Here is a 17,280-nt window from a genome sequence, read left to right on the forward strand (position 1 = left end):
GGAAAGGTATCGCATGACGACGAAGTGGAAAGGGGCTGCCGCCTGGAGCGCGAAAGAAGCGCGCGCGGGCGATCGCCTGCCCTATTTGCGCATGCTCGACGAGAGCACGCTGCTGCTGCGTGACGGATCGGTGATGACCGCGATCCAGGTCCCCGGACTGCTGTTCGAGACCGAGGACAGCGAAGCGCTGAATGCGCATGCCGCCACCCGCGAGATCGTGCTGCGTTCCACGCTCGATGCGCGCTTCGTGCTGTATCATCACGTCATCCGGCGGCGCGTGTCGGTCGATCTGGAAGCCGAATTTCCCGATCCGATCAGCCGCCATATCGACGACCGCTGGCGCAAACGGCTCGGCTCGGGCCAATTGTTCGTCAACGACCAGTTTATCACGCTGATCCGGCGTCCGGCGCGCGGCAAGGCGGGACTGGTCGAGCGCGTCGCCAAGACATTCCGGCGCCAGGGCGGCGAACGGCTCGAACCCGATCCCAAGGATCTGCGCAGCCTGCGTGCCGCCTCGCAAGGGCTGGTCGCGGCACTGACCGCCTATGGCGCAACCCCGCTGGGCGATTATGTCGGACCGCAGGGCAACACCAATTCGGAAATGCTCGAACTGCTGAGCGCGCTCTACAATGGCGAGATGCGCCCGGTGCGCAAACCCGCCGACGATGTCGATATCGGCCACATGCTGCCCTATCGCCGCGTCAGCTTCGGGCTCGACGCGATCGAGATGCGCGGCTCGGGCTCGCCCGATTTCGGCGCTGTGCTCGGTCTCAAGGACTATCCCGAGGCGACCTCGCCCGGCCTGCTCGACAGCCTGCTGCGGCTGCCCTTCGAAATGGTGGTGAGCGAAAGCTATGCCCCGACCGAGCGGCAGACCGCGCGCGAGCGGATGGATCTGGCGATCCGCCGTCTCAAGAGCGCCGACGAGGAAGCCGCCGCCGAACGCGCCGACATGCTTTCCGCGCGCGATGCGCTGGGCAATGGGGCGGTCGGCTTTGGCGATCACCACCTGACCGTGATGGTCAAGGAACGCCAGCTTGGCCAGCTCGACGACGCCATGGCCGCCTGCGCCGCTGCGCTCGCCGACACCGGCGCGATTGCAGTGCGCGAGGATACCAATCTCGAACCCGCCTTCTGGGGCCAGTTCCCGGGCAATGAGGGCTACCTCGTCCGCCGCGCGCTGATCTCGAGCGCGAACATGGCGAGCTTCGGGAGCTTGCACGGCTTCGCGCTGGGGCAGGCGCAGGGCAATCACTGGGGCGAGGCGGTGGCGCTGCTGGAGACCACCAGCGCGACGCCGTTCTTCTTCAATTTCCACCACGGCGACCTCGGCAATTTCTCGGTCATCGGGCCAAGCGGCTCGGGCAAGACCGTGGTGATGAACTTCCTTGCCGCGCAGGCGCAGAAATTCAGCCCGCGCACGATCCTGTTCGACAAGGATCGCGGCGCGGAACTGTTCGTCCGCGGCATCGGCGGGCGCTACGACAGCATCCGCTCGGGCGAACCGACCGGGTTCAACCCGCTGTCGCTGCCCGATACGCCCGGCAACAAGGCCTTCCTGCGCGACTGGCTGGGCGCGCTGCTCAAGGCCGAAGGCCCCGAGGAGGAACAGGCGATCGCGGGCGCGGTCGATGCGGCCTATGCCAACGATGCTTCGCTGCGCCGCCTGCGGCACTTCAAGGAATTGCTGTCGGGCACGCGGCGCCCGCAACCGGGCGACCTGGCCGACCGCCTCGGCGCATGGATCGGCGAGGGCGAGCATGCCTGGCTGTTCGACAATGCCGAGGACCGGCTCGATCTGACCGCGCGCGTGCTTGGTTTCGACATGACCGCGCTGCTCGAGAACCCGCGGCTGCGCACGCCGACGATGATGTATCTGTTCCACCGGATCGAGGAACGGCTCGACGGCAAGCCGACGATGATCCTGATCGACGAGGGGTGGAAAGCGCTCGACGACGAGGTCTTCGCCGCGCGCATCCGCGACTGGCTCAAGACGCTCAGAAAGCGCAACGCGCTGGTCGGTTTCGCCACGCAAAGCGCGCGCGATGCGCTCGAAAGCCGCATTTCGACCGCATTGGTCGAGCAGACCGCGACCATGGTGTTCATGCCCAACAGCCGCGCGCGGCCCGAGGATTATTGTGACGGCTTCGGCCTGACCGAGCACGAGCTCGCGCTGATCCGCACGCTGCCCGCGCACAGCCGCTGCTTCCTCGTGCGCCAGCCCGATGCGAGCGTCGTCGTGCGCCTCGACCTGTCGGGCGCGCCCGAAGTGCTGACGCTGCTCTCGGGCCGCGAAAGCTCGGTCCGCCGGCTCGACCTGCTGCGCGAGGCGCTGGGCGATGCGCCGAGCGAGTGGTTCCCCGCGCTTACCGGCACCAAATGGCCGGGCGGGGCGAATGACGAAGGGGGGGCCGGGGTCGAAGCCCTTGGCCTCGCCGCCGAATGAGCGCGACCTGCGACCGCGTCGCCGCCGATGTCGGCAATGGCGTCGCCGCCGCGCTGCGCGGGGTGGACTGTATCGCGGGCGAGGCCAGTGCGGCCGCATTCGGCCGGCTGTTCGCACCCGGCGGTTCGCTCGGCACGGTGCTGACGCTCGTCCTGACGCTGTTCATTGCGCTGTTCGCTTTTGCGCTGCTGACCGGGCGGACCAATATCGGCGTGCGCAGCCTCGTCCCGCGGATGATGACGCTGGGCCTCGTGCTGACCTTCGCCACCAGCTGGATCGCCTATCAAAGCGTGGTCTGGAACCTCGCTGTCGCTACCCCTGATTACCTTGCGGGCGTGCTGACGGGGGCGCAGGGTTCGGCGACCGATACTTTCGCGCAGAAGATCGACGTGGTCTTCCTCGCCATCCAGGAAGCCAGCGCCGGGGCACAGGACATTTCCACCTTCTCGCCCGAAGGCATGATGTGGTTCGGCGCGCTCCTGTTCATGCTCGGCACCGTCGGCCTGCTGGTTACCACCAAGATTGCGCTCGGCGTGCTGATCGCGCTTGGTCCGCTGTTCGTCGTGCTGGCGCTGTTCAATGGCACGCGCGGCCTGTTCACCGGCTGGGTCAAGGGATTGACCCTATGCGCGCTGGCGCCGCTGTTCGCGGTGCTCGGCGGCAGCGTGATGCTCGAACTCGCCGTGCCGATCCTCGGCGCGCTGACCGCTGCCCCGGGCCAGATCGACCCGCAGGCGGCCATGGCCTTCTTCATGATCGGCGCGGTGCATGTCGCGCTGATGGTGCTCGTGCTCAAAGTGGCGGGAGCCATGGTGGCCGGATGGTCGGTGTTCGGGCTGGTGCCCGACCGGGAGGAGAAGTCCTCTTCCGCGCCGGCCCCCCAGCAAGTGGTCGCCGCCCCCGCGCTCGCGCAGGCACAGGCGGCCAACCAGGCCAGTTCGCAGGCGCGCCGGATCGACGTCTCGGCAGTCCCGACCGCCTATGCCGCCAACGATGGCGGCGGCGCGGGCGGCAGCGGCGGATCGCGCACGGTCAAGGTGTACGCCACCTCGTCCGCTTCCACCCAGCAATCATCCGCCAGCAAGGCCCGCGTCCGCGGTTCCGGCATCGGCAGCCGGTTCAAGTCCGCGGCGCCCAAGGCGCTCGACCGTTCCATGGAGAAACACGCATGACCCGCGCGCTCATTCCCGCGCTCGCTCTCGCGCTGCTGGCCGTACCGGCTAGCGCGCAGGATTCGCGCCTCGTTGAGGTGCTGTATGACGAAACCAAGGTGGTCCGGATCGACGGCCGCGTTGCAGTGCAGGCGAGCATCATGTTCGGCGATGACGAGGTGATCGAGAACGTCGCCATCGGCGACAGCGCGACCTGGCAGGTCACGCCCAACAAGCGCGCCAACATCCTGTTCGTCAAACCGCTCGAACCGCGCGCCGCGACCAATCTCACGGTCGTCACCAGCAAACGCACCTATCTGTTCGACCTCGTCGCCAGCCCGGGTGCCAAGCCGCTCTACCTGATGCGCTTCGCCTATCCCGACGAACCTGCGGAAGAGCCGGTGCAGATGGCGCCCAATGCGGTGGAGCGGCAGGCCGCGCGCGATCCCTATGCGGTCGTCGATCCGGCAGACCTCAACTTCGCGTGGAATGCCTCGGGCGATCCCGAACTGCTGCCCGAGAATACCTATGACGATGGCACCGCGACCTTCCTAACCTGGCCCAGCGGCAAGGATGTGCCCGCGATCCTCGTGACCAATAGCCAGGGCATCGAAGGCCCGGTCAATTTCACCGTTCGCGGGGATACGATCGTCGTCGACGGCGTGCCGCGCACGATCGTCCTGCGGTCGGGCGAGGACAGCGCCCAATTGATCAACACCGGGCCCGAACGGCCCGCTGCCAGTGCGAGCAGCAGTCCCGCTCTCGCCTCGAAGGGGAGGTAACCGATGCGTCTTGCCATGCGACTGCCCGAGAAGAAGCCGGGCGACAACGGGATCGCCAACGATTTCGACCCGCGCGACGGCGCGGATGCGGAAGTCATCGACCTCGCCCAGCGCAATGCCTTCCCTGCCGTGGCGCGCCCCGCGGGCAAGTCCGACGCACTCGGCCTCGTCGCGGGGATTGCGATTGTCGCAGGTCTTGGCCTGGTCACCTTGTGGAGCATGAACTCCGCCCGCGTCGCCCCTCCCGAAGGGATCGGCGGCCAGCAGGCACCGGTCGAAGCCGCCCCGGTGGTGCCCCCCGCAGCGGTAACGCCGCCCCCGGCGCAACTCGCGGCGCAGACGCCGCGGCCCGATCCCGCCCCGCAGCCGGTTCTCGCAGCGCAGCCGCAGCCCGGGCTTGCCGCCAACCCCTATGCCAATCCGACCGTCGTCTACGATGCGGGTAGCGCGCCCGCGACACTGGCGCTGGGCGAAGCGAGCGCCGCCGGCGAGGCCGCGGGCTCGACGGGCAATGCCGCGAGCGATTTCGCCAGCCGCATCGGCGGTGTCGGCGGCTCGCCCGCGCAGGCCAAGGCAATGGTCAATCCCGCGACCACGGTCACCCAGGGCACGCTGATCCCCGCGATCCTCGAAACCGCGATCGACACCAATGTGCCGGGCTATGTCCGCGCGGTGGTGAGTCAGGACGTGCGCAGCTTCGACGGCACCAGGGTGCTGGTCCCGCGGTCCTCGCGGCTGATCGGCCAGTACCAGTCGGGCCTGCAGAACGGCCAGAAGCGCGCCTATGTCATCTGGACGCGGCTGATCCGGCCCGATGGCGCCTCGGTCAATCTCGCATCGCCCGCGATCGGCTTCGATGGCACCACCGGGCTTGCGGGCAAGGTCTCGGGCGACGGTTTCTTCAAGCGTTTCGGTTCGGCCATGCTGCTGTCGGTCGTCGGCGGCGTCGGCTCGCTCGCCACGGGCGGTGCGGCCGGCGTGCTGATCGGCGGGGCCAGTTCCTCGGCTGCGGCCACTGCGGCGCAGCAGGATGGCCAGCGCGGCCCGACGGTACGGGTGCGGCAGGGGGAACCGATCCGGATCTTCACCGCGCGCGATCTGGACTTCACCTCGGTCAGCTGAGCCCATCCTGTCGTGAGCGCCGATATCCACCCCTTCAACCCGGACGACAATCCGGAAGCCCACGCGCCGGGCGTGGACCTGCATGGCGAACGCAGCGTCTATCTCGACGCCTATCTCGCGCCGTTTCGCGAATGGCTCGAGCGCGACACGGTGACCGAAATCCTCGTCAACCAGCCGGGCGAGGTGTGGGTCGAGGATGCAGCGGCTGGCGGGATGCAGAAGATCATCCGCCCCGACATCGACGATCGGTTGATCCAGCGGTTGGCCGAGCAGGTCGCGCGGGTCAGCCACCAGGGGATCAATCGCGAACATCCGCTGCTTGGCGCGACGCTGCCCGGCGGCGCGCGCGTGCAGTTCTGCGGCCCGCCCGCGGCGCGCAAGCACTGGGCCATGGCGATCCGCCGCCACCGCCGTCTCGACCTGCCGCTCGACGCCTATGACACCGGCCCGCTGGCCCCGGCGGAGCAGGGCGCCATGCCCGATGCGCAGGCAGAGCCGGTGGCCTTCCTGCGCGAGGCAATCCGCCAGCGCCGCACGATCCTCGTGTCGGGCGGCACCAGCACCGGCAAGACCACGTTCCTCAACGCCATGCTCGGCGAAATCCCGCGCCACGAACGCGTCGTGCTGGTCGAGGACACGCCCGAGCTCAGGTTGCCCGGCGAAAACGGCGTCGGCCTGGTCGCGGTGAAGGGCGAACTGGGCGAAGCCAAGGTGACTGCCAACGAATTGCTGCAGGCCGCGCTGCGCCTGCGGCCCGACCGGATCGTGCTGGGCGAATTGCGCGGTGCGGAAAGCGTCAGCTTCCTGCGCGCGATCAACACCGGCCACCCGGGCAGTTTCTCGACCATCCATGCCAATTCGCTGCGCGGGGCGCTCGAACAGCTTTCGCTGATGGTGATGCAGACGGGAATCGGTCTCACCCGGACCGATACCATCGCCTATGCCGCTAGCGTGATCGACGTGCTCGTCCAGCTTGGACGCGACGGATCGGGCAAGCGCGGGATCGTGCAGATCGCCGAAAGCCACACGCTGGTCTGAGTGCGGTAAATCCGCGCCCGCTGAAGAAACGTGACCATGCCGTAGCGTCAGCTGCGCATCGGAATGCGCTTTCCGCATAACACTTGCCAAAATTCGCCCCTGTTTTGCGCAATAATAATGCGCCGGCGCTTGCGTGCATACGAATGTGTGATAGCAATAGCCCCGTAGGCCGCAAAGACGGCCACATCGAGAGGAGAGGGTTAATGAGGGTACGGGCTTCCCTGCTCGCGGGTATTTGCGCGAGCGCTATTTCGTTTCCGGCGTTCGCGCAGGATGCAACCGGCGATGATCTCGAAGATCCGCGGTTCAGCACCAATGTCATCATCGTTACCGCGCAGCGCCAGAACCAGTCGCTGCAGGAAGTGCCGATCGCGGTCAGCGCCTTCGATGCTGCTGCGCTCGAGGCACAGCAGATCGAGAACGCCAGCGATCTCCAGCTGACGCTGCCCAATGTCTCCTTCACCAAGAGCAATTTCACCAGCTCCAGCTTTACCATCCGCGGAATCGGCGATCTGTGCGTCGGCGTGACCTGCGACAGCGCCACCGCGATTCATACCAATGGCTCGCCACTGTTCGGAACGCGCCTGTTCGAAACCGAGTATTTCGATCTCGAACGGGTCGAGGTGCTGCGCGGCCCACAAGGTACGCTGTTCGGGCGCAACGCGACGTCTGGTGTGGTCAACGTCGTGACTGCCAAGCCTGAACTCGGGACCTTCGCGGCGGCGGCCGAATTCGAATACGGCAATTACAAGAGCATCAAGACGAAGGGCATGATCAACGTGCCCTTAGGCGATACGCTAGCCTTTCGCGCGGCAGGCTTTTATCTCAATCGCGACGGATATACGACCAACCTTTACGACGGCAACGATATCGACGGGCGCGATATGTACGCGGTGCGTGGTTCGCTGCGCTTCGAGCCGACCGCGAGTACCACGCTCGATCTGATGGCGTTCTATTTCCGGGAGAATGACGACCGGCTGCGTATTCAGAAGCAGACCTGTCAGCGCGATCCCACCGGTGTGCTGGGGTGCCTCAACAACCGGCGAGATTTCGACAGTACCAACGCGAACTCGACGCTTGCGAGTGTCCTTACATCGCAGGAGCTGTTTCGTATCCAGGGAATCCCCGATGTGCTGGCGCTCGGCAGTGTCTACGGCCCGGACGGCTACGCGAACTTCGACGAGCCGAACGATGTTCGCACGGTGAACACGGCGTTCACGCCCGAATATTTTGCCGACGAATTGCAGTTGCAGGCCCATCTCGACCAAGGATTTGGCGCGATGAACCTGTCGCTGACCGGGATATATCAGGAAACGACAGTGGATTCGCGGCAGGACTACAACCTCGGCGTCCTCGACCGCAGCGGATATGCCGGCGCTCTCAATACGCTGGCCTTCTTCGCGGCGAACGGACTGCCGACGGGCGTAGCCTCGCCAGCCTTCATCCCTGGGTCGAATGCCTATTTCGCCCCGATCGCCGATGCACTCATTCCTGATGGACCCGCCGGCGTATTGTGTACCTCCGATAATGACGACGGCAATCTCGGTGCGTTCGAAGGTAACTCGCTATGCGCAGATGTGCCCCTCGCCTTCGACCGGTCGGTCCAGTACCAGACCGCATGGTCAGGCGAGGCAATCTTGAGCAGCGATTTCGACGGACCGTTCAACTTCCTTGTCGGTGGTATCTATGCCGAAACCGAAGTCAGCGAGAACAGCTACTACGTCAACGGTTTCGGTCTCGACTATGCAACCGCAATCCTCGGCACGTTCTCGGCCTTCGGGGCAGGGGCACCGCCGTCCTATCTCGCCACGTCGATGTATCGGAATAACACGACCGACTTTAAATTGGAGAGCTTCGGCATCTTCGGTGAAGTCTATGTCGACATCAGTGACCGTCTGCGGTTCACCGGTGGCATACGCTATAACGACGACAGCAAGACGGTGTCCGCGCGCACCACTCTGGCGGACTTCCTCAACCCTTTCGGGAATGGCGATCCGTTTACATCGCCCTTTGTCGGTAGCTTTGATGCCGATGCTGGGATAGCGGGCAATCAACTGCTGCAGGAACGCGATGTCAGCTTCGATGCGATCACCGGTCGCGCCGTCCTCGACTACGAGATTTCACCCGACAACAAAGTCTACTTCTCCTATTCGCGCGGCTACAAGTCGGGTGGCATCAATCCGCCACTGTCGCCGATCTTCGCGGTTTCTGACAGCTTCGATTCGGAACAGATCGATGCCTTCGAAATCGGCTCGAAGAACACATTCCTGAATGGCTCGGCACAGGTTAATCTCACGGGCTTCTACTACAAGTACAAGGACCTGCAGCTCAGCCGCATCGTCGCGCGAACCTCGGTTAACGACACGATCGATGCCAATATCTGGGGTCTCGAGCTCGAGACGATCCTGCGACCGAGTTACAACTGGCTGATCAATATGAACGTCAGCTACCTCAACGCGAAGGTGGCAGGCGACCAATTCTTCAGCAATCCGCGCGATCCGGGCGGCGGCGATCCCGATGCGGTGATCATCAAGGACCTGTCAAACGGCTCGCTTTGCGCGGTGACGGGAGCGGGTGCCAATGCCTTCGTCGGTGCGGTCAATGCGGGTCTGGGCCTGCAGGCTCCTACCGCCTTCCCGGCCGACGGGGGAATTGCCTCGACCGGTGCCTTCAGCATTTGCAGTGTGCTCGACGCCCAGACCGCCAATCCGGCGTTTGCACCGCTCGGCCCGATCAGCGTGCTCAGTCCCGGGGTGGAGGTCAATTTGCGGGGCAACCGTTTGCCGCAAGCGCCCGAGTACAAGGCATCGATCGGCGTCCAGTACACCGCCGATTTCGACAATGGCATGTCGCTCGTGCCGCGGTTCGACCTCGCCTATACGGGGGAGCAGTTCGGCAATGTGTTCAATGGCAATGTCAACCGGATCGAGCCGTTCGTCCAGGCGAACGCCTCGATCCAGCTCAACGGCGCCGATAACCGGTGGTTCGTCCGCGGCTTTGTCCAGAATATCTTCGACAGCAATTCGGTGACGGGCCTTTACGTGACCGATGCCAGCTCGGGCAACTTCACCAATATCTTCACGCTCGACCCGCGCCGCTACGGCATCGCGGTGGGCGCGAAGTTCTAGAACCGACAAGCTCCATGGGGGAGGGAGGGGCGGCCTGCGGGTCGCCCCTTTTCACATGGCTCAGCGCCCGGCGGAGGCGAAGGGCGAGAAATCGGTCTCGGTATCGAACACCTCGACCTGTTCGGCACGCTTGAGCGCTCCGACAGCGGCATAGGTCACCGGGGTCAGCAAGGCTTCCCACAGCGTCTTGATCGCCCATTGCGACAACACGACCTGCCACAAGAGCTCGACCGGCCACCCGGCCAGGCCCCAGAAGGCCAGCGGGTAGAAGATCAGGCTGTCGAGCCCCTGGCCGACCACGGTCGACCCGATCGTGCGCATCCACAGATGCCGCCCCCGGCTCCACACCTTCATCTTGGCGAGGACATAGCTGTTGGCGAATTCGCCCACCCAGAAGGCGACCATCGACGCCAGCACGATGCGCCACGAATTGCCGAATACGAACTCATAGGCTTCCTGTCCGGGCCAGCCCGCCGCGGGCGGCAATTGCACCACCACCCAGGCCATGAAGGCCATGAACAACAGCGCGGCAAAGCCGGTCCAGATCACCCGCCGCGCGCGGGCATAGCCATAGACCTCGGTCAGGATGTCGCCGATGATGTAGCTGACGGGGAAGAACAGGACGCCTGCGCCAAACGACCATTCGCCGATCAGCGGCAGCGTGACAAAGCTCGGCTTGGACGCGCCGATCAGGTTCGACAGCAGCAGGATGGTGACGAAGGCCGCCATCACCAAATCGTAATAGCGGAACTGCGGTGCGGGCTGGCTCGGCGGGGCGTTTTCCATCACAAACACGGATAGTGCCGATTGGCCAGCCGCGAAAGGCGCGTTATGGCACCCCCCGAGCGCGCCCGTAGTTCAACTGGATAGAGCACGAGCCTTCTAAGCTTGGAGTTGCAGGTTCGAGTCCTGCCGGGCGCGCCAATTTACCCTTGCGACAGCAATGCGCCCTAATCCCGGTCGTTCAGGGTCACCTTCGGCTTTCCTATTGGCTGTCGGCCGCGCGGCCGATCCGATAGGATCCGGATCGCGCCGAGAGCAGTCTACCCTTCCAGCTCAGTCTGATGATTTTCTGATCGAACAATTGATCGACCGCTTCACGGACAAGCGGCATGGCCAAACGCCAGTCTGCCGCATCGTTGCAAGTGATCTTACGCGCCACTTCGCTAGGACATATCGTTGTTTCCGGCGCGCGTTCGGCAAGCAGGGTCAGTACTGCGGCGTTGGCGACGCCGACCGTCACTTGCGTTTCCGGCCTGAGGTCATGAGATCGGGCTTCGGCGGCGGCTTCCAGTCTGGCGGAGGAATCGGCCGCTGCCGGCTCGATCCGAGCCCCATGGCGCCAGGCTTCTGGCGGACGAGTCCCGACGTGTCGGCCTCGGCGGCCTCTGCAGCATCTGATCCGCCGCGTATAAGATTGATGCGGTCACGAATTCGCCGCGCCTCCTCGAAATCGAGCGCGTGCGCCGCCGCTTCCATATCGCGTTGAAGATCCTCGATAGTCTTGGTCATTGCCATTCAACGCACGAATGGGACTTCCGGTACCATTGCGCCCCGGTTCCGGTAACTGAGATGCCGCAGATGACCGCCTTGGCGGGACATCGATGGCATTCACGCGGGACCGAGGGGATCACCCGAACCGGAATGGCGAATTCAGGAGCGGTCATTGCCCTGCGCAATGCGCCATTTCACCGCCGGAGGGTTCGTTCGCTCGAATGCTCGATGACGAACCCCCTGCAAACGAAGAGGGAGGGGCAAGCCCCTCCCTCCGCAATCAGAAGCGCATGCCCAGACCGACAACGATCTGGTGGCGATTGATGTCGCCATATTCGAAAATTTCCTCGATGTCGGCGGTTTCGCCGTCGATCTCGACTTCGCCGTCACCGTACATCGAAAGGCGGTATTCGATTTTCGCGAATGCCTTGTCCGAGAAGGCGTATTCCGAGCCCAAGCCCAAACGCAGGCCATCGAAGGTAGCGTTCTGGCTCACCAAGAAGCTCTCGGTATCGACAGTGCCGCCGAGCGACAGCTTGGTGCGGGCATTGGTGTAACCGGCTTTGACATAGACGAGCGACCGTTCGCTGAGCTGACCGCCAAGACGAACCCCGGCATACAGATCGCGCCCGGTATCGAAGCTGGCCGTAATATCCACGTTGCTACCGTCCACAGTGCCGACAAAGCTCTCGCTTTCTCCAGCCGTGGAATCGGCATATTCGACTTCGACACCCAGCAGCGTGCCTCCGAACGAGAAATCGTAACCGGCCGCGACGCCGTACGCGAAGCCGCCCAGATCGTCGCTGAGTTCTTCGCCGTAGACCTCTTCATCGATCGTGATCTGGACTACGTCATAACCCGCCAGTGCTTCGACATGGAAACCGTCGAAGCCGCTCGGCCCGTCTTGTGCGACAGCAGGCGAGGCAATGAGCGCAGCTGCGGTAACAAGAAGTGTGGTGATTTTCTTCATGTGATGATTTTTCCTTACAACCCAGTCGTTAGACAGGCCGCGGATAGGTTGATGCATCTTAAGGGAAATATAATTTTCGCGCGCGGCGTTGGATTTGCGCGAAATGTTGCCGGATCGCAGCATTTTCTGCTGCGTAACAAGTAATGATCCGAAAATCGGTGCCGGCCGGATTATAATTACGGCGCCGTCGTGCCTAAACGGAATAAAACGGTGCGTGTGCGCCGGATTGTTGCCGGGGAACGGGTCTGGCGCGGACCGCCTGGTCCTGGCGATCTGGTATTACCCGTGTTCCGCGGACGAATGTAGCCGGAGGCGAGACTGATATCCTGTCCTCGGGCCACACCCTATCCTCGGCCCGAGTGACCAAGACAGAGAGAGCGGAAGGATTGCGCGTCAGCCGCTGACGCTATCCCCGCGCAACCTTGTCCATCGGTTCGGCGGTGACGGGATAGCCGAACTCTTCGCCGATGTTCAGCCAGGACGTGCCGTCCTTTTCGCCGATGAAGGGGGTGATCGTGCGCACCGGGATAGCCTGGGCCTGCGCTGAGGCTTCGGCGAAGCTGCCGAACAGTGCGAGCCGTTCGAGATTGCGGCGGGTGGGGAAGATTACCTTGATTTCGCCGCGCTCGGCGGCATCGAGCGCGCCCTGCGCACTGGTCCAGAACAGATGCGTGTTTTCCGACAGATCGGCCTCGATCTCGACCGCGCCGGTACCGAGGTCGGCAAGGTAGAAACGGGTGTCGAAGACGCGCGGGATGCGCTCGTTCTTGGGGAACCACCGCGCGAAGGGGACCAGTTGGTCGAGATCGAGCTCCCAGCCGAAATGGTCGAGGACCGGCGCGAGTTCGCCGGTTTCCTGCAAGAAGTTGCGGGCAGCACGCGCTTTTGCCGCATCGATTTCGCCGGTCAGGCCGATCACCAGCCCGGTTTCCTCGAGCGTTTCGCGCACCACCGCGACCTGGTGCGCAGCCTCGTCGGGGTCGAGCGGGCCGCCCATGCTGGCGCCGAGATCGAAATCGGCCGGGTCGACGCGGCCGCCCGGGAACACCGCCATGCCGCCGGCAAAGACCATCTCGCGCGAACGGATGGTCATCAGGATCTCCGGAGGGCCACCCTGCGGCGCATTGCGGAAGATGACGACGGTTGCGGCGGGGATACCATTGGCCCCGGTATCGGTGTGCTCGCTCATGTGCATGTTGTGACGGGGGCCGCGCTGCTTGCCAAGCGCAAAGGTAAACGGGGGCTGTCGGGGAACTTTACACTAAGCGACGCGACTAAAAACGCGTTTACCATCTGGAGGCGCGGAAACTCGTGATCATGCCTGTTTGGCACGGGGCATGCATATATTCACCTGTCCCGTTCAAGTCTTCACGGGGGTGCCAACCCAAGGTCTCCACGCCCGGTACCCTCAGAACGAACGAAAGGCCCGCCCGGTAGTCCCACCGGGCGGGCCTTACCCGTTCTGGAGCCGGTAATTGCGCGGCGCAGTCCCTAAAGGACGCGCCCGGCGTGCCTCAGCCTTCGGCCTTGGCCACGGCTTTCGCATCCATCATCTGCTGCAATTCGCCAGCCTCGAACATCTCCATCATGATGTCGCTGCCGCCGACGAACTCGCCCTTGACGTAAAGCTGGGGGATGGTCGGCCAGTCGGAATAGGCCTTGATGCCCTGGCGCACTTCCATGTCCTGCAACACATCGACGCTGTCATAGGCGACACCGCAATGGTCGAGGATCGCGACCGCACGGCTCGAAAAGCCGCATTGCGGAAACAGCGGGGTGCCCTTCATGAACAGGACGACGTCTTTGCCGCCGACGATGTCGGCGATGCGCTGGTTGGTATCGGACATGGGTCCGTCCTTTGTATGAATTCGAGTTGCGTAGAATCAGGTGGGGGCTTGCGTGGTCAGTTGCAAGGCGTGCAGTTCGCCGCCCATGCGCCCGCCCAGCGCGTCGTACACCAGCTTGTGCTGCTTGACCCGTGTCAGCCCGGCGAACTGCGGCGCAGTCACCTTGGCGGCCCAATGATCGTTGTCGCCGGCGAGGTCGCGCATCTCGACCTGTGCGCCGGGCAGCGCTTCCTCGATCAGCGCGACGATGTCTGCAGCGGCCATCGGCATGGGTTCAGGCCCCGTCGGACATGAACTGGCGGCGGGCCTCGACGGCGCACTCTTCCAGCTTGGTCCGGATGTCGGCTTCGCTGACATCGCATTCGGCGGCGGTGAGGTCGCCCAGCAGCTTGCGAATCACGTCTTCATCGCCCGCTTCCTCGAAATCGGCCTGGACGACCGCCTTCTTGTAGGCGTCGGTTTCTTCGTCGGTCAGACCCATCAGGCCTGCAGCCCATTCGCCGACCAGGCGGTTGCGGCGCGCGGCGATCTTGAAGGCGTTTTCCTCGTCGAAGGCGAACTTGGCTTCCTCGCCGCGTTCGCGATCCTTGAAATCGGTCATGATGGTCCTCTCGGGATGGAATGTCGGGGGCCGGAATAGGCGCGGCCCCCCCACCTCGCAAGGGCGGTTATTCCATCGTTACGACGAGCTTGCCGATCGCGCCGCGGTTTTCGAGCTTGGCGATGGCCTCATGCGCGCGTTCGATCGGATAGGTCTCGCTGACCAGCGGATTGATCTTGCCCGCTTTCCACAGGTCGAACAGCTCTTCGATATTGCGCTGGTTACGCTCGGGCTCGCGCGCGGTGAAGGCACCCCAGAACACCCCGCGGATGTCGCAGCTCTTGAGCAGGGTGAGGTTGAGCGGCATCTTGGCGATCCCGGCGGGGAAACCGATCACGAGGAAACGGCCTTCCCAGGCAATCGCGCGCAGTGCGGGTTCGGAATAATCGCCGCCGACGATATCATAGACGATATCCGCGCCATTGGGGCCGACGGCCGATTTGAAGTCGCTCGCCAGTTGCTTGGAAGTGTCCTTGTCGAACGGCGCGCGCGGATAGATGACCACTTCGTCGGCGCCGTGCTGCTTGGCGACTGCGCCCTTTTCCTCGGTCGAGACCGCGGCGACGACGCGGCAGCCATAGGCCTTCGCCAGTTCGACCGCCGACAGGCCGACACCGCCCGCGGCGCCCAGCACGAGGACGGTTTCGCCCTCCTTGATGTCGCCGCGATCCTTCAGGCCGTGGATCGTGGTGCCATAGGTCATCAACAGCGCGCTGGCTTTCACCAGGTCGATCCCCTCGGGCACTTTGAACAGGCGTTCGGCTGCCACCGCGACCTTTTCCTGCAGCCCGCCATTGCCGACGCCGCACATCACGCGGTCACCGACGGCAAAGCCCTCGACGCCTTCGCCCAGTGCCTCGATCGTGCCCGAAATCTCGCCGCCGGGCGCGAACGGGCGGGGCGGCTTGAACTGGTACATGTCGCGGATGATCAGCGTGTCGGGGAAATTGATCGCGCAGGCGGCAACCTCGACCAGCACCTCGCCCTTGCCGGCGGTGGGTTCGGCGATATCCTCGACGACGAGGGTTTCGGGTCCGCCGACTTCCTTCGAAAGGACTGCTTTCACGCTGCATCTCTCCTATGCGGTTTATCGAGCCAGGGCATGGCGCCCTCGCGTATCTGTTCGTGTCTGGTGATTTCGTCGGCGCTGCCGAGCGTCAGCCCGATCTCGTCGAGCCCTTCAAGCAGGCAGCGCTTGCGGAATGGGTCGATCTCGAAAGTGAACCGGTCTTGGAATTCGGTGGTGACGACCTGGTTTTCCAGATCGATGGTGATCGGATGGTCCTGCGCGACCTCGAGCAACCGGTCGACCTGGTCCTGCGGCAATTCGACCGCGAGGATGCCGTTCTTGAAGGCATTGCCCGCGAAAATGTCCGAGAAACTGGGGGCGATCACCGCATCGAGCCCCATGTCGAGCATCGCCCATGCGGCATGTTCGCGGCTCGATCCGCAGCCGAAATTGTCGCCCGCGATGAGGATCGGCGCCTGCGCGAAATCCTCGACATCGAAGGGGTTGCCGGGGGCCGCGCGGATGGTTTCGAACGCGCCCTGGCCAAGCCCCTCGCGGCTGACCGTCTTGAGCCAGTGCGCGGGGATGATGACGTCGGTATCGACATTCTTAAGGCCGAGCGGGATGGCCCGACCTTCGATGGTGGAAACGGCTCTCATCAGTTTGCGCTGTCCGGAAAGGCGGGCAGGCGTTCGACATGCCGCGGTTCGTGCTGCACCACGACGGTGGCGTCGAGACTGTCGGCCATCTGGTTGAAACGATGGAACGAAGCCAGCGTATCGGCGCGGTCGGTGTTGAAGGTGGGGACACCCTCGTTCTCGATCTGCTCCTCGAAATGATAGAGATCGCCGGTCAGCATGTAAGTGCCCATTCGCGGCAGCTCCACCACCAGTGCCTTGTGGCCCGGCGTATGCCCATGCGTCGCGATCATCCGGACCGTTCCGTCACCGAACACGTCGTGATCGGCTGCGATCCGCGTGACCTTGCCACTTGCATCAGCACCGAACCACGGGGCGAGCTGGGCGATCGTTTCCTCGCGCCCGTTCGCGATTACCGCCTCCGCGTCGCCCGCACCGATCAGCAGTTCGGCATGGGGGAAGTCGGCTGCCTGGCCGATATGGTCGTTGTGATAGTGGCTGATCCCGACCATCGCGATATCGGCGGGGGCGAGGCCGAGGTCGCCGAGCTGTTCGACGATCGTCCGCTCGACGCTCGAGGTGAATACGCCGCGCGTTTCGCTCGTGCCCTTAAGCGCACCGGAAAGGCCCGTATCCCACAAAAGGTAGCGGGTGCCATTGCGGATCACGTAGCAACTGTCGGTCAGTCGGCGGGGCTGGCCGTCGTAGAGATGCGTGTCGGAGAACGGCCCGGTGTCGCTCAATTCGAGCGTCCCGCAATCGAGCCGCCACATTTCGATATCCGCTGCTTCCTGCGCGGATACCGCGACCGGCATGGCGAGCACCGCGGCAAGCGCGGCCAGCAATCCTGATTTCGGCGACATGTCTCTCTCCCCTGTGACGCGCGACCTCAATCGGTTTCGGGATTTTCTCCCGAAGGAATCGGACCGGGCTGTTGCGGCCCGCGCTTCCTCTCCTTGCGCTTGTTCGCATACAGCAGCGCGGCGGCGACGGCGGCGGAGCCGATAGCCCCGGCGATGGCGGCTTTTCCGGAAAGCTTCTTGGTCATCGTTTC

General features: G+C 64.1%; 18 protein-coding genes and 1 tRNA gene. 7 read left to right on the forward strand and 12 right to left on the reverse strand.

The window, feature by feature from the left end; all coding sequences use genetic code 11:
- The first annotated feature begins 13 nt into the window (after nt 1-13).
- The 6 genes from J2S32_RS14755 (at nt 14) to J2S32_RS14780 (ending at nt 9,667) form a co-directional block, all read left to right on the forward strand.
- Nucleotides 14-2,446 (forward strand): VirB4 family type IV secretion/conjugal transfer ATPase, encoded by a 2,433-nt coding sequence (locus J2S32_RS14755; protein WP_253522690.1) that lies wholly within the window; start codon nt 14-16, stop codon nt 2,444-2,446.
- Entirely contained in the window at nt 2,443-3,618 is a 1,176-nt protein-coding gene (locus J2S32_RS14760; RefSeq protein ID WP_253522693.1) for a type IV secretion system protein, read from the forward strand. The genes J2S32_RS14755 and J2S32_RS14760 overlap by 4 nt, the downstream gene beginning before the upstream one ends.
- Nucleotides 3,615-4,379 (forward strand): TrbG/VirB9 family P-type conjugative transfer protein, encoded by a 765-nt coding sequence (locus J2S32_RS14765; RefSeq protein WP_253522698.1) that lies wholly within the window; start codon nt 3,615-3,617, stop codon nt 4,377-4,379. The genes J2S32_RS14760 and J2S32_RS14765 overlap by 4 nt, the downstream gene beginning before the upstream one ends.
- Before the next feature lie 3 nt (nt 4,380-4,382).
- Nucleotides 4,383-5,501, forward strand: a complete 1,119-nt coding sequence (locus tag J2S32_RS14770; RefSeq protein ID WP_253522701.1) for a TrbI/VirB10 family protein — start codon at nt 4,383-4,385, stop codon at nt 5,499-5,501.
- Nucleotides 5,502-5,513: 12 nt separating this feature from the next.
- On the forward strand, nt 5,514-6,539 hold the full coding sequence (gene virB11 / locus J2S32_RS14775; RefSeq protein WP_437181928.1) for a P-type DNA transfer ATPase VirB11: 1,026 nt from the start codon (nt 5,514-5,516) through the stop codon (nt 6,537-6,539).
- A gap of 203 nt (nt 6,540-6,742) precedes the next feature.
- Nucleotides 6,743-9,667, forward strand: coding sequence for a TonB-dependent receptor (locus J2S32_RS14780; RefSeq protein ID WP_253522704.1), 2,925 nt, complete (start codon nt 6,743-6,745; stop codon nt 9,665-9,667).
- 60 nt (nt 9,668-9,727) lie between these two features.
- On the opposite strand, the gene J2S32_RS14785 is transcribed toward J2S32_RS14780, so the two are convergent.
- On the reverse strand, nt 9,728-10,453 hold the full coding sequence (locus J2S32_RS14785; protein WP_253522706.1) for a queuosine precursor transporter: 726 nt from the start codon (nt 10,451-10,453) through the stop codon (nt 9,728-9,730).
- Nucleotides 10,454-10,514: 61 nt separating this feature from the next.
- Here J2S32_RS14785 and J2S32_RS14790 point away from each other — a divergent pair.
- Nucleotides 10,515-10,591 (forward strand) — tRNA-Arg (locus J2S32_RS14790).
- Nucleotides 10,592-10,652: 61 nt separating this feature from the next.
- On the opposite strand, the gene J2S32_RS14795 is transcribed toward J2S32_RS14790, so the two are convergent.
- From J2S32_RS14795 to J2S32_RS14845, 11 genes are all read right to left on the reverse strand, one after another.
- A complete protein-coding gene (locus J2S32_RS14795; protein WP_253522709.1) occupies nt 10,653-10,910 on the reverse strand; it encodes a DUF3253 domain-containing protein in 258 nt (85 codons plus the stop codon).
- Nucleotides 10,907-11,179 carry a UvrB/UvrC motif-containing protein gene (locus tag J2S32_RS14800; protein ID WP_253522712.1) on the reverse strand — a complete coding sequence of 91 codons (273 nt, stop codon included), beginning with the start codon at nt 11,177-11,179 and terminating at the stop codon, nt 10,907-10,909. The genes J2S32_RS14795 and J2S32_RS14800 overlap by 4 nt, the downstream gene beginning before the upstream one ends.
- Before the next feature lie 262 nt (nt 11,180-11,441).
- Nucleotides 11,442-12,131: an outer membrane protein gene (locus J2S32_RS14805; protein ID WP_253522715.1), complete on the reverse strand. Its 690-nt coding sequence runs from the start codon at nt 12,129-12,131 to the stop codon at nt 11,442-11,444.
- A gap of 406 nt (nt 12,132-12,537) precedes the next feature.
- Nucleotides 12,538-13,320: an NUDIX hydrolase gene (locus J2S32_RS14810; protein WP_253522718.1), complete on the reverse strand. Its 783-nt coding sequence runs from the start codon at nt 13,318-13,320 to the stop codon at nt 12,538-12,540.
- A 325-nt stretch (nt 13,321-13,645) separates the two neighbouring features.
- Nucleotides 13,646-13,978 (reverse strand): Grx4 family monothiol glutaredoxin, encoded by a 333-nt coding sequence (gene grxD, locus J2S32_RS14815; RefSeq protein WP_253522721.1) that lies wholly within the window; start codon nt 13,976-13,978, stop codon nt 13,646-13,648.
- A 36-nt stretch (nt 13,979-14,014) separates the two neighbouring features.
- Nucleotides 14,015-14,248, reverse strand: coding sequence for a BolA/IbaG family iron-sulfur metabolism protein (locus J2S32_RS14820; protein ID WP_253522724.1), 234 nt, complete (start codon nt 14,246-14,248; stop codon nt 14,015-14,017).
- Between the two features lie 4 nt (nt 14,249-14,252).
- Nucleotides 14,253-14,579: a DUF1476 domain-containing protein gene (locus J2S32_RS14825; protein WP_253522727.1), complete on the reverse strand. Its 327-nt coding sequence runs from the start codon at nt 14,577-14,579 to the stop codon at nt 14,253-14,255.
- A 67-nt stretch (nt 14,580-14,646) separates the two neighbouring features.
- On the reverse strand, nt 14,647-15,645 hold the full coding sequence (locus J2S32_RS14830) for an NADPH:quinone oxidoreductase family protein (RefSeq protein ID WP_253522730.1): 999 nt from the start codon (nt 15,643-15,645) through the stop codon (nt 14,647-14,649).
- Nucleotides 15,642-16,247 (reverse strand): 3-isopropylmalate dehydratase small subunit, encoded by a 606-nt coding sequence (leuD, locus tag J2S32_RS14835; RefSeq protein WP_253522733.1) that lies wholly within the window; start codon nt 16,245-16,247, stop codon nt 15,642-15,644. Before leuD ends, J2S32_RS14830 begins: the two co-directional genes overlap by 4 nt.
- Entirely contained in the window at nt 16,247-17,089 is an 843-nt protein-coding gene (locus J2S32_RS14840) for an N-acyl homoserine lactonase family protein (RefSeq protein ID WP_253522737.1), read from the reverse strand. Before J2S32_RS14840 ends, leuD begins: the two co-directional genes overlap by 1 nt.
- A 26-nt stretch (nt 17,090-17,115) precedes the next feature.
- Nucleotides 17,116-17,274, reverse strand: a complete 159-nt coding sequence (locus tag J2S32_RS14845; protein ID WP_253522740.1) for an isopropylmalate isomerase — start codon at nt 17,272-17,274, stop codon at nt 17,116-17,118.
- Nucleotides 17,275-17,280 lie beyond the last annotated feature (6 nt).

The organism is Qipengyuania citrea (assembly GCF_024171405.1).
Lineage (GTDB): Bacteria > Pseudomonadota > Alphaproteobacteria > Sphingomonadales > Sphingomonadaceae > Qipengyuania > Qipengyuania profunda.

Coding starts and splice junctions, on each gene's coding strand:
- J2S32_RS14755 (WP_253522690.1), top strand. CDS start 14: ATGACGACGAAGTGGAAAGGGGCTGCCGCCTGGAGCGCGAAAGAAGCG.
- J2S32_RS14760 (WP_253522693.1), top strand. CDS start 2,443: ATGAGCGCGACCTGCGACCGCGTCGCCGCCGATGTCGGCAATGGCGTC.
- J2S32_RS14765 (WP_253522698.1), top strand. CDS start 3,615: ATGACCCGCGCGCTCATTCCCGCGCTCGCTCTCGCGCTGCTGGCCGTA.
- J2S32_RS14770 (WP_253522701.1), top strand. CDS start 4,383: ATGCGTCTTGCCATGCGACTGCCCGAGAAGAAGCCGGGCGACAACGGG.
- J2S32_RS14780 (WP_253522704.1), top strand. CDS start 6,743: ATGAGGGTACGGGCTTCCCTGCTCGCGGGTATTTGCGCGAGCGCTATT.
- J2S32_RS14785 (WP_253522706.1), bottom strand. CDS start 10,453: ATGGAAAACGCCCCGCCGAGCCAGCCCGCACCGCAGTTCCGCTATTAC.
- J2S32_RS14800 (WP_253522712.1), bottom strand. CDS start 11,179: ATGACCAAGACTATCGAGGATCTTCAACGCGATATGGAAGCGGCGGCG.
- J2S32_RS14805 (WP_253522715.1), bottom strand. CDS start 12,131: ATGAAGAAAATCACCACACTTCTTGTTACCGCAGCTGCGCTCATTGCC.
- J2S32_RS14810 (WP_253522718.1), bottom strand. CDS start 13,320: ATGAGCGAGCACACCGATACCGGGGCCAATGGTATCCCCGCCGCAACC.
- grxD (WP_253522721.1), bottom strand. CDS start 13,978: ATGTCCGATACCAACCAGCGCATCGCCGACATCGTCGGCGGCAAAGAC.
- J2S32_RS14820 (WP_253522724.1), bottom strand. CDS start 14,248: ATGCCGATGGCCGCTGCAGACATCGTCGCGCTGATCGAGGAAGCGCTG.
- J2S32_RS14825 (WP_253522727.1), bottom strand. CDS start 14,579: ATGACCGATTTCAAGGATCGCGAACGCGGCGAGGAAGCCAAGTTCGCC.
- leuD (WP_253522733.1), bottom strand. CDS start 16,247: ATGAGAGCCGTTTCCACCATCGAAGGTCGGGCCATCCCGCTCGGCCTT.
- J2S32_RS14840 (WP_253522737.1), bottom strand. CDS start 17,089: ATGTCGCCGAAATCAGGATTGCTGGCCGCGCTTGCCGCGGTGCTCGCC.
- J2S32_RS14845 (WP_253522740.1), bottom strand. CDS start 17,274: ATGACCAAGAAGCTTTCCGGAAAAGCCGCCATCGCCGGGGCTATCGGC.